The organism is Deltaproteobacteria bacterium, assembly GCA_035063765.1.
Lineage (GTDB): Bacteria > Myxococcota_A > UBA9160 > UBA9160 > PR03 > CAADGG01.
This window is the reverse complement of record JAPSFT010000021.1, coordinates 71,280-82,236: the sequence shown is the minus strand read 5'-3', so window position 1 is coordinate 82,236 and position 10,957 is coordinate 71,280. Positions and strand designations below refer to the sequence as shown.

The 10,957-nt window shown below is 68.9% G+C and carries 10 protein-coding genes and 1 pseudogene; 5 read left to right on the top strand and 6 right to left on the bottom strand.

Features of this window, described 5'->3' with window-relative positions; all coding sequences use genetic code 11:
* From OZ948_15460 to OZ948_15450, 3 genes are all read left to right on the top strand, one after another.
* Positions 1–246: hypothetical protein (locus tag OZ948_15460; GenBank protein MEB2346125.1), on the top strand; the 246-nt coding region annotated here is incomplete at its 5' end.
* 72 nt (positions 247–318) lie between these two features.
* Entirely contained in the window at positions 319–1,557 is a 1,239-nt protein-coding gene (locus tag OZ948_15455; protein MEB2346124.1) for a tyrosine-type recombinase/integrase, read from the top strand.
* A gap of 33 nt (positions 1,558–1,590) precedes the next feature.
* Positions 1,591–2,013 (top strand): GFA family protein, encoded by a 423-nt coding sequence (locus OZ948_15450; GenBank protein MEB2346123.1) that lies wholly within the window; start codon positions 1,591–1,593, stop codon positions 2,011–2,013.
* 61 nt (positions 2,014–2,074) lie between these two features.
* On the opposite strand, the gene OZ948_15445 is transcribed toward OZ948_15450, so the two are convergent.
* The 5 genes from OZ948_15445 to OZ948_15425 all read right to left on the bottom strand — a co-directional run bounded on the left by OZ948_15445 (position 2,075) and on the right by OZ948_15425 (position 5,821).
* Complete coding sequence (locus OZ948_15445; protein MEB2346122.1) at positions 2,075–2,875, bottom strand: sterol desaturase family protein; 801 nt, start codon at positions 2,873–2,875, stop codon at positions 2,075–2,077.
* A 121-nt stretch (positions 2,876–2,996) separates the two neighbouring features.
* Positions 2,997–3,638, bottom strand: coding sequence for a class I SAM-dependent methyltransferase (locus tag OZ948_15440; GenBank protein ID MEB2346121.1), 642 nt, complete (start codon positions 3,636–3,638; stop codon positions 2,997–2,999).
* Positions 3,625–3,828, bottom strand: coding sequence for a hypothetical protein (locus OZ948_15435; GenBank protein MEB2346120.1), 204 nt, complete (start codon positions 3,826–3,828; stop codon positions 3,625–3,627). The genes OZ948_15440 and OZ948_15435 overlap by 14 nt, the downstream gene beginning before the upstream one ends.
* A 41-nt stretch (positions 3,829–3,869) precedes the next feature.
* Positions 3,870–5,123 (bottom strand): acyltransferase, encoded by a 1,254-nt coding sequence (locus OZ948_15430; GenBank protein ID MEB2346119.1) that lies wholly within the window; start codon positions 5,121–5,123, stop codon positions 3,870–3,872.
* Positions 5,124–5,125: 2 nt separating this feature from the next.
* Positions 5,126–5,821, bottom strand: a complete 696-nt coding sequence (locus OZ948_15425) for a helix-turn-helix domain containing protein (GenBank protein ID MEB2346118.1) — start codon at positions 5,819–5,821, stop codon at positions 5,126–5,128.
* An 88-nt stretch (positions 5,822–5,909) separates the two neighbouring features.
* Between OZ948_15425 and OZ948_15420 the strand changes: the two genes are divergently transcribed.
* Positions 5,910–7,910 (top strand): pyrroloquinoline quinone-dependent dehydrogenase, encoded by a 2,001-nt coding sequence (locus OZ948_15420; GenBank protein ID MEB2346117.1) that lies wholly within the window; start codon positions 5,910–5,912, stop codon positions 7,908–7,910.
* 71 nt (positions 7,911–7,981) lie between these two features.
* Here the strand turns inward: OZ948_15420 and OZ948_15415 are convergent.
* A pseudogene (locus OZ948_15415) lies at positions 7,982–8,305 on the bottom strand (YnfA family protein).
* Between the two features lie 322 nt (positions 8,306–8,627).
* Between OZ948_15415 and OZ948_15410 the strand changes: the two are divergent.
* Complete coding sequence (locus OZ948_15410) at positions 8,628–10,955, top strand: MMPL family transporter (GenBank protein ID MEB2346116.1); 2,328 nt, start codon at positions 8,628–8,630, stop codon at positions 10,953–10,955.
* Positions 10,956–10,957: the final 2 nt, after the last annotated feature.

Genomic DNA, 10,957 nt, shown 5'->3' with positions numbered 1-10,957 from the left:
GCGTGTCGCGCCCGCGCACCTTTCCGCGCCCTTTCCGCCAGTTTCGACGATGCGCAGGTTCGGCGGATAAGTGGTGGAGCCGACGACCGGATTCGAACCGGTGACCTGCTGATTACGAATCCCATTCAGCCCCGATTCGCCTCCCTGCGACCCGCTACTCCCCTCGACGTCTCATTGCTCTATCAGCTTGAAAGAGCGGAAGAAATCCGCTGTTTCCGCTCGCACCTCGCCTACGCCCCGTTATGATGGCGTTGGCTTTTCGGTGCTTACCCAGTGCTTACCTCCGAGGGGCGGCTGAATCCGCGAGGCGGGGACGACTTGAAGCTCACCAAGCGGTCCGTGGAAGCGATCAGCCCTGGTTCTTCCGAGACCGTCGTCTGGGACGAGGAGCTGCCCGGCTTCGGGGTGCGCATCAAGCCATCCGGCGTGCGCTCCTACCTCGTCCAGTACCGCAACGTCGCTGGCCGCTCGCGCCGGCTCACTCTGGGTCGTCACGGCGTCATCACAGCTGAGCAGGCGAGGCGCCATGCGCGACTGCACCTGGCCGATGTGGCACGTGGGGAGGACCCGGTCGCGCGGCGCGAGGAACAACGCAGAGCGGGGACCCTCGCCGAGTTCGCAGAGCTCTACCTGGCGCAGCACGCCATTCCGAAGAAGAAGATGTCCTCCATCCGGAGCGACCGCTGGCTTCTCGACCGGCACATCCTTCCGCGACTCGGAAGCGTTCCCGTCAGCGCGGTCACGCGGCAGGATGTGGTCGCACTGCACCACGCGATGCGCGCCACCCCGCACGCCGCGAACCGGGCGCGGGCGCTCCTGTCCAAGATGATGAACCTGGCGGAGAAGTGGGGCGCGCGGCCGGACGGCTCGAACCCCTGCCGGCACGTCGAGCCCTATCCGGAGACGAAGCGGCGGAGATTTCTGTCCGGTGCGGAACTCGCGAGGCTCGGGGCCGCGCTTCGCGACGCTGAGATCCACGAGACCGAGCTGCCTTCGTCGATCGCGGCGATTCGCCTGCTGCTCTTCACGGGCGCGCGCGAGGGCGAGGTTCTTGGCCTGCGTTGGGAACATGTGGACCTCGAGCGGGGCATGCTCATGCTTCCGGATTCGAAGACGGGCGCGAAGGAGATCCCGCTCAATGCGCCCGCGTTGGAGGTGCTCGGTCGCCTCGATTCGACCCGCTCTCCCTGGGTGATCCCGGGGAAGACTTCCAACGCTCCACTCGTCGGACTTCCCCGCGCCTGGCGGCGGATCCGGAGAAGGGCCGGCATCGAAGACGTCAGGATCCACGACCTCCGCCGCACAGCTGCGAGCGCCGGGGCGTCGGTGGGTGTCACGCTGGAAGCGGTTGGCCAGATTCTGGGGCACAACCAGGCTGCAACGACCAAGCGCTACGCGTTCCTCTTCGAGGATGCCAAGCGTGAAGGGGCGGAGCGGATCGGGTCCTGGCTTCATGCTGCGCTCGATGCCGGGCGAGCGGAGCCAGCCATCCCGCTTCGGCAAATCCTCCCGAGGGCCTCGAGGGTGTGGCAGAACCGCGAGACGGCCCGGTCGTAGCGCCGTCCCGCTTCTTCGGCGACGATTTCGGGCATGGGTGAACACGTCATCGCCGGCTCGTGCCTCTGCGGCGCCGTCCGCTTCGAGGTCGGCGCGGTGCTCGACCGGGTCGCGCACTGCCACTGCACGATCTGCCAGCGCGCGCACGGAGCGGCTTTCGTGACCTGGGCAGCCGTGCCCGAGGAGCGCGTGCGCATCACGGCGGGCGAGGACGACGTCACGCGCTATCGCTCGTCCGAGATCGGGACGCGCTCGTTCTGCCGCACGTGTGGGAGCACGATGTTCTGCACGCTCGACACGCACCCGGGCGTGATCGACGTCGCGCTCGCGTGCCTGGGCGCCGACCACGGCGCCGTCCCCCGCGCGCACCTGTTCTGGGACGATCGCGCCGGCTGGATCGAGCTCGGGGACGGGCTGCCGCGCCTCGGTGGCAAGAGCGGAATGGAGCCCCGGTAAGCACCAGTCGGCCCTGCAGAAGCGGGAGACGTCCCGCGGCCAGCCGCCGCGCAAACCGAGGTCAATGAGCGCGGCTGCGGCCGCGGGTGACGGGCAGCAGGAGCGACTCGGCGAGCGCGGGCGCCTCGCGGCGCGACCAGTCCGGGAGCCCGGTGACGACCCGGCGGCCAGGCTCGCTCGCGTGGAAGGTTCGGCCGAGTCGGTCCCAGGTCGAGAACACGGTGCCGAAGTTGGTGTCGAGCTCGCGCCAGTCCGACGCGTGGTGGGCGCGGTGGAGCGTCGGGGTGATGAAGAGGCGGCGGACGAGTCGCTCGCTGCGCCGGGGAAGATCGAAATTCCCGTGCTCGAGCAGATTGGCGACACCGAATACGAGCTCGAAGAGGAGCACGCCCGCCGCCGGGACGCCAAGAGCCACGATCGCGGCGAGGCGCACGGGGAGAGCGAGGAGCAGCTCCCCCGGGTGGAAGCGAAGCGCCGTGGTGACGTGGAAGCTCCTGTCGCCATGGTGGACTTGGTGGAAGCGCCAGAGGAGTGGCACCTGGTGATTGGCGCGATGCCAGAGGTAGGAGACCGCGTCGAGCCCGACGATGCCGACTCCGACGGAGATCCACGGGCCGGCTCCCGTCCACGCGAGCAATCCCAGCCCGCGGTCGGCAGCCCAGGCGCCGACGATCCAGCCGCAGGCGCCACAGAGCACGCCCATCACGAGGCCGTCGACCGCCCAGAGACCAAAGTTCGTCCGCCAGGCGGGACGCAGGCGTGCGTGGGGCTTCCAACGCTCGAGCGCGAGGCCGAGCACGAGCGCTGCGGCCAGAGCCGCGCCTCGCGCGAGCTGATAGGACGCCTCCCCCGAGTCGGGCATGACTGTCAGTATGGCGCCGCGCTGGACTGGTCGCCCGCGCGCGGGTCGACCTCGGCACGCGGTCGGGCTCGACCAAACGCGGCAACGCCGGCGCGACAGCGCGGTACGTAGGGGAGGGTTGTCATCCCGGACCCGGCGCCGGCGCGGGACGGCGCGCATGCGTGCAGACGAATCGAGCCCGGCCGATCGCGTGCTCGGCCGAGCGGATCTCGACGAAGCCCGAATCGGCGAGAAGCCGCTCGGTCTCGTCGACGGAGCGGAGCGCATAGACGCTGGCCGGCAGCGCGGCGAGGGTCTCCGCGTCGCGTGGCCGGTAGCCGAGGAGCACTCGCCCGCCGGGTCGCAGCACGCGGCGGATCTCGCGGAGGTCGGCCGTGGGCTCGCTCCAGAAGTAGACCACGTGCACGCCGAAGACGGCGTCGAAACGCCCATCCGCGTGGGGGATCTTCGCGCTTGCCGCGAGCGACACGTCGGCCTGGCCCGAGTCGATCCAGCGTCGCATGCGCCTTCGCGCGAGCCGGACCATGACCTCCGAGGGATCGATCCCGGCGAGGAAGGCGCAGCCCGCTCCGGCGAGGCGGGCGAGCGTCCGGCCGTGCCCGCAGCCGACCTCCAGGACCCTCTCTTCCGGCTGGACCGCAAGCTCCTGCACGGCGATCCGGTTCGCCGGCTCGGTCTCGAAGGCCATCAGGCGGGCCACGATCTCGCCCAGCCACCCGCTCGGCAGGCGCGACTGCCGGGCGATGAGCTCAGGCTTCGCCATCGCGCTTCCCGGTGTCGCGAGTCGCCACGCGCAGCCCCGCGACGTAGGTCAGGCACGCGCCAGCGACGGTGGCCGCGAAGCCCACCGAGAGCTCGTTCCAGCCCGCGATGCAGCTGCGCGGAATCACCACCCCGTAGCCGATCACCAGGGTCGGGACGACGAACCCGGCCAGGGGTGCGTACAGCCGCACGCTTCCGCATCGCTTCGCTCTGCCTTCCCTCGCACCCCGGTTCACGACTGCCCCACGACCGCCTCGATGGGGCGCGCGGGCCGGTGCTCCGGCGCACCGGTCGGGCGGAGCTTCATGCCAACGCAGAAACGCGTGATCGTAGAACGGCGAACGACGCAGTGATACACGGCGAGCGTCGCGCAGACCGACGCGATGAGCAGGAGGGTGTACTTGGTCGCGATGCCGAGCTCGAGGTGGAGGATCGGATAGCCGATCAGGACGATCGCCGACTGATGGAGCCAGTACACCGGGAAGGCCGATTCGGTGAGGTAGGGCAGTCCCGTCCTCACCGAGATGAGGAAGCGATGCGCTGCTCCGAGCAGCGCCAGCACGAAGCACCAGCCTGCGACGGCCGAGCCCGCGAGCAGCACGCTGGGCGCCGCGAAGACGCCGAGCACGCCGAGCAGGAGCACGAGCGTGGTGGCGAGTCCGACGACGAGAGCGCGCCGCCACTCGCGGTGCACGGCGTGCTCGAGCGCCGGGTAGCGGGCGAGAAGGAAGCCCGCGAGGAGATACGTGCTGTAGTAGCCGACGTTCGCCCAGTCGTCGTAGAGGTTCTGCAAGCCGGGCCAATGCGGGCGCAGGAACACCTGGACCAGGACCAGCGGAACGATCGGCAGGTAGACCCACCAGCCCGGCGCGCGCGTCAGCTCTCCGCGACGGTCGCGCAGCCAGCGGAACAGCGGCAGGAAGAGCACGGTGAACACCAGCAGGTACGCCACGAACCAGAGATGCGCCCACGTGAAGCGGTCGAGCTGCGTGAAGAAGGTCGGCAGGAACTCGAGGAACGATTCCTCGAACGGCTCCATTACCGGCAGGCCCGTGGGAATCACTGGCGCGAAGCTGAGCTGCAGCGACGGGCTCACGTACAGTCCGGTGTAGTTGGCGTCGAGACCGCTGCGGAGCTCGAAATACTTGATCGCCGGCATGAGCAGCACGCAGCCGGTCACCAGCGGCACCCAGAGCTTCAGGACGCGTTCTCTGGCGAAGGCTTCCGTGCCTCGCAGCTTCAGCGACGAGTACGCAGACCAACCCGCGAGCAGGAAGAACAGCGGCATGTGCCAGAGGCTGATGAAGCCGGCGCCGACCAGCATGACGAGGCTCTGCTCGCCGTTGCGAATGTGATAAAAGGGCGCCGGGTTGAACACCATCGCGACGTGGAACACGAAGAGCAGATACACCGCGATCACGCGTAGCCAGTCGATGTCGCGGCGGCGCGGCGGCGGAGCGGTCGTTGAAGCAGGGTTTCCGGACACGGTCAGTCCTTCACGAGGGCGCTGGTGAGGAAGGCGAGGGCGGTGCGTTTCGCCGATGCTTCGTCGACCGCCTGCGGCGACGGATCCCAGTGGCGATGGACTGCCCAGAAGACGAGCGTCTCGAGCACGATGCGTGCGGCGACGGCGCCGTCGTCGAAGCGCCGGAGCCGCCCGCGACGAGCGCGGTCGTCGAGGTATCGGCCGAGGCGCGCGAGCGCGTCCTCGCGGCCGGCCCGGTACCACACCTTCGCGAGCTCGGGGTAATCCGGCGCGCAGCGTTCGACGAGCTTGATGGCGGTGCGGTGGCGCGCGAGCGCGTCGTAGAGCCCGCCTAGGACCGCCTCCAGCTCGCCGCGCACGTCCGTGACGCGGGTCCGCGCAAGCGCCGCTGTGAGGGCAGGCAGGACGCCCTCCTCCGACAGGCGCTCTTCCACCAGCTCGAGCGTGGCGCCGGTGGATGGCGTCGGCACTGGGAGCAGCTCCGGGAGCTCGACGCGGCCCGAGCCGTCCGCGTGCCGGAGGACGCAGTCGAAGAGCGCCTCCTTGCTCTCCACGTAGGTGTAGACCGAGCCCTTCGACAGACCCATGCGGGCGGCCACGTCGGCGACCTGAGTGCGCCGGTAGCCCTGTTCGAGGAAGACGGCGGTGGCCGTGTCGAGCAGGTCCTGGAAGCGGTTCTCGGGGATCGCGCGCGGCATGAGCCGGATCGTAGTTGACCAACCGAGTCAGTCAAGTACCTTCTCGGCGTGCCTGGGAGGGCCCCGGCCGCTGGGAGGACCACTCTGCTTGCTCCCGCGAATCATGGCTCGAGTCGCGCTCGCCGCGGCCCTGACGCTCTTCTCGACCCGAGCCGCCGCGCAGGTCGCCGACTGGCCCGTCACCGAGGGCGCTCCCGGCGGCGGGCGCTTCTCGCCGCTCACTGACATCACGCGCGACAACGTGGGCCAGCTCCGGATCGTCTGGAGCTACCGACACGGCGACTTCTGGGAGGGGAAGTTCCCGCTGCGGGTGAACCGCGGCAGCGCCTTCGAGTCGACGCCGATCGTCGTCGACGGCCGCCTCTTCTTCACGACCCCGCGCAACCGGGTGATCGCGCTCGACCCCGAAACGGGCCGTGAGCTCTGGACGTTCGATCCCCAGCTCGAAGGCGGCCGCGCCTACGCGAACGTGTGGATCAACCGAGGCGTCGCGTACTGGCGCGACGACGGCGAGGCGAGCGGGCCCTGCGCCCGTCGCGTCTTCCTCGCGACGCTCGACGCGCGCCTGATCGCACTCGATGCCGCGACCGGGACGCCCTGCGCCGGTTTCGGCGCCGGCGGCGCGGTGGATCTGCGCCGGGGCATCGCGCCGCTCTACGACGACTGGGAGTACAACGTCACCTCGCCCGCTACCGTCGTCGGCGACGTGATCATCGTCGGCTCCTCGATCGCCGACACGCTGCGCCCCGATTCACCACCCGGAGACGTGCGCGCCTTCGACGTGCGGAGCGGCGCGCTGCGCTGGACCTTCCACACGATCCCGCATCCCGGTGAGCCGGGACACGAGACCTGGGAGACCGGCACGCGCCTCACCGGTGCGGCCAACGTCTGGTCCACCATCACCGCCGATCCAGAGCGCGGCCTCGTGTTCCTTCCGGTCAGCAGCGCGAGCCCCGACTACTACGGCGGCGACCGGCCCGGCACGAACCTGTACTCGGACTCCGTGGTGGCGCTCGACGCGCGCACCGGCGAGCGCCGCTGGCACTTCCAAACCGTGCACCACGATCTTTGGGACTACGATCTCGCGGCTCCCCCGGTTCTCGTGACGCTCGAGCGCGACGGCGACGCCGTGGACGCGGTCGTGCAGGCCACCAAGCAGGGCTTCGTGTTCGTGCTCGACCGCGAGACTGGCACGCCGCTCTTCCCGGTGGAGGAGCGTCCCGTGCCACAGAGCGACCTGCCGGGAGAGCAATCATGGCCCACTCAGCCGATTCCGACCGCCCCGCCGCCGCTCGTGCCCCAGCGGCTCCGCGAGGCGGACCTCTACGCGCCGACATCCGAGCACGCGAAGGCGTGCAGCGAGAAGCTCGCGAAGCTGCGCAATGAGGGGCTCTTCACGCCGCCGAGCGAGCGGGGCTCCGTCGTCTACCCCTACGCGGCCGGCGGCGCCAATTGGTCGGGGGCGGCCTGGGACCCCGGTCGCCAGCGGCTCTTCGTGCCGGTGCAGAACCTCGTGCACGTGATCCGGCTCGATCGCGTGTCGGAGCGCGCGACGGGCGGCGGACAGAAGGTCTGGCCGCTGCGCGGCGCGTCGCTCCGCAATACCTGGTGGCTCCTCACCGGGCGTGGGACGGGCGAACGCTACCGGCTGAGCCCGCTCTCCGGGCGCACCCTGCTCGAACACGACGGCGTGCCGTGCAACCGGCCACCGTGGGGGTTTCTCGTCGGCGCCGACCTTTCGCGCGGAGCGATCGCCTGGAGCGTGCCGACCAGCGTCGGCGACGGTGACCTCGGCGGGCCTTCCTTCGGGCCCCCGCTCGCCACCGCGAGCGGGCTCGTCTTCCACGCAGGCACGAAGCGCCCGGTCCTGCGCGTGCACGACGCGGAGACGGGAGACCGGATCGCCACGTTCGAGCTGCCGGCGGGGCTCCACGCGGGACCGATCAGTTACAAGCTACGGCCCGCTGGAAAGCAGTACGTCGTCATCGCTCCGGGCGGGCACATCGGAATCGGCTCGCCGCTTGGCGACCACGTGATTGCGTACACGCTTCCGGATTCCACGCCCGTCGAGGCGACTGCGGGAAAGTGAGCTCTCGATCCGTCCAAACGCCGAGCATGCCTCTCTGCCTGGGTTGTCTGCGCGAACTCGCCAGCCCCAACTCAGGGTCGGGGCCCGAGCAGCACGACCATGGCACCGAGGACGGCGATTCCGGCGCCAATCAGGTCTCATCGATCTGGGATGATCCCTTCCACGCCGCGGAGCCATGCGAGCGACGAGGCGATGTAGATGCCGCCGTAGGCGGCGTAGGCGCGGCCAGCGTAGGCGGCGTCCACGCGGGTCAGGCACACCGCGAAGAGCACCAGGCTCAACACGCCCGGCACTGCGACCCAGGCCGGCCAGCCGCTACGCAGCCAGGCCCAGAAGGCAAAGCATCCCGCGATCTCGAAGAACGCTGCGGCGACGAAGGCGGCGAAAGAGTTCACGGCTTCGAATCCAAGGTTACCGCGACCGTGCCGAGCTGCTCGCTGGCTGAAGGACAAGCCCGCGCGGGCGCGCGGCATGATGGACGACGGTTTGCCAGGTACCGTGGCGTTTCCGAGCGCGTCGCCACGGCATCACGACTACCGCTGCGCGAGACCCCACATCTGCGAGAACATGTTTGATTTCTGGACGCTTGGCGGCGCAGCTGCGCCTCTTGGTTGCGATTGGTTTTGGAAAAACCTTGGCGATTCGTACGCTTAGGGCGAGTTGTGCCGGTATAATCTCCTCGCGGCGGGGCCCCCGGCCCGAGCCGGGGGAGCGAAGATGCTGGACCGCGTCTCGAGCCTCGCTCGTCGCCTCACCGAGCTGAGCGTTCGACGACCTCTCCTCACGGTCCTCATGGGCCTCGGTCTGACCGGGGCTCTGCTCTTTCAGGCTGCACAGCTCACCAGCGAAGTCGGCTACGCGGCGTACTTCGGGCCCGACGATCCGGCCGTACAGCGCCTCTCGGACTTCTTCGAGGAATTCGACAGCGGGCTGCACGTCCTCGTGGTGTTCGGTTGCCCGGGGAGCAGGGTGTGCGCCTCCGTTCGGGAGCAGGGCGCGCTCGAGTTCATCGGGAGGCTGCAGCGAGACCTCGATCGGCTGCCGAACGTCCGCAAGACGCAGAGCGTCTTGAACGCCCCGATCGTGATCGGACCGCTCGAAACGCAGACGATCGCCCGACAGGATGGCGACGGCCGCTACGAGCTCAGCGACGACTGGCGTGCGCTCGTCGATCGCTCGCTTTCGGAGCCGTTCCTCTCGAACATCGTGGTGTCGAAGGACGGACGAACAGGCGGAATCATCGTCGAGCTCCAATCGCTGCAGAGCCAGCCCGTCCGCGACGTCGTGCACGCCATCTTCGAGCTCGTTCCGAGCTATCAGGACGAGCTCGGTGGGGAGATCTTCGTCGCTGGCGATCCCGTCTGGACGGTCGTTGCGGACGACGACCTCGACTCGGACTCCTTGAAGCTCACGCTCCTGATGTTCGTCCTGATCGCGGCGATCCTGTGGTGGTTCTTCCGGGACGTCTGGCTCACGATCCTTCCGGTCCTGGCCGTCGGCGGCCTCACCGTGGCCATCCACGGGATCCTGGCACTCCTGTCGTTCCCGATGACCTCGATCCTCGCGGCTCTGCCGCCCGTGCTCGTCGTCATCGCAATCACGGCGGCGATCCATCTGATCACCGCCTTCGTCCGTCATGGAGCTGCGACGCCGTCCGCAGCCCTGATCGAGGCGGCGGACGAGGTGGGTCCGGGCTGTCTCTGGGCTGGCTTCACCACCGCGGCGGGATTCTCTTCGTTCCTCTTGAGCGATCTCACGAGCTTCCGGCAGTTCGGGCTCGCCGCGGGCATGGGCCTCGGGCTCGCTTTCATCGGCACGTTCACGCTTCTCCCCGCACTGCTGTGTCTCAGGCCGCCCCGGAGCCGCGGGACACAGGGTGTTCGCCTCGGCATGGTGCGCGACCTCCTCAACGCCGCGCTTGCAGCAGTGAGGAGCCGGCCCGCATTCGTGCTGGCGACTGGCGCAGTGGTGCTCGTCGGTCTCGCCCTCGGGATTCCCCGGCTCTACTACGAGGTGGACTTCGGCGACCAGTCCCTGGTGCTCCGGTCGGTCCGCTTCATGGAGGCGAACTTCCGGCGCCCGATGACCACCGAACTCGTCGTCACCGTTCCGGAAGGGAAGCGGATCTACGACGAGGAGACCCTGCGGCTCCTGGAGCGCCTGGAACGCTACTTCGATCAGGAGCCGAGCACGGGATTCGCCTGGAGCTTCTTGGACTTCCTCGAGGAGGCGTATCGAATCGACCGCGGTCATCGAGCCGAGTCGTTCGAGGCGCTCGTTGCGGCTGCCAAAGCCGAGATGCCGCTCGTCGCTTCCCACGAAGGTGTTTCCGCCTTCTGGAGCGAGGCTGCGTCCGACGCGGAGGGAGGTCGTACCTATCGAGATCGAGCCCGCATCTCCGTTCATCGCAGCTGGCTCAACGGCCAGGAACAGCTTCCCTACGTCGACCGCGTGCGGGGCTTCATCGAACAAGTCAACCGCGAGGTCGAAGCTCAGGGCTACCGAGTCGAGCTTGCCGGTGGGCTCGAGCTCGCGGCGCTGGCGGAGCGGCGGATTCGTGAGACCCAGTGGGGGAGCTTCGGGGGCGCCTTCGGAGTGGTCGCCGTGACTCTCTGGGCGCTTCTCTGGTCGTCGCCGGGGCTCGCAACGCTGGCGACCCTCTGCAACCTGCTTCCCGTGCTGGCGCTCCTCGGCGTGATGGGTTGGCTCGGCATCGCAGTCGATCCGGCGAACACGATGGTGGCGGCCGTCCTGATCTCGATCAACGACGACGACACGATTCACATGTCGCTCCGCTACCAGCGGGAGCGGAGTGCGGGCAAGAGTCGCCTCGAAGCGATCACGATCGCCCTCAAGACAGTGGGCGAGGCGATCGTCGTCACGAGCATCTGCCTCGCTCTCGGCTTCGCCGTCCTCATGTTCTCGAGCTGGGGCGGGCTCGTCGCGTTCGGTCTCCTGGCGAGTCTTGGCATCGTGATGGCACTCCTCGCGGACCTGCTGCTCCTGCCGGCTGCACTGCTGTGGCGCGAGGACTCGAAGGTGTAGGC

Bases quoted from the DNA above. Each gene is read 5' to 3' on its own strand.
- OZ948_15450 (MEB2346123.1), top strand. From the start codon at position 1,591: ATGGGTGAACACGTCATCGCCGGCTCGTGCCTCTGCGGCGCCGTCCGC.
- OZ948_15445 (MEB2346122.1), bottom strand. From the start codon at position 2,875: ATGCCCGACTCGGGGGAGGCGTCCTATCAGCTCGCGCGAGGCGCGGCT.
- OZ948_15440 (MEB2346121.1), bottom strand. From the start codon at position 3,638: ATGGCGAAGCCTGAGCTCATCGCCCGGCAGTCGCGCCTGCCGAGCGGG.
- OZ948_15425 (MEB2346118.1), bottom strand. From the start codon at position 5,821: ATGCCGCGCGCGATCCCCGAGAACCGCTTCCAGGACCTGCTCGACACG.
- OZ948_15410 (MEB2346116.1), top strand. From the start codon at position 8,628: ATGCTGGACCGCGTCTCGAGCCTCGCTCGTCGCCTCACCGAGCTGAGC.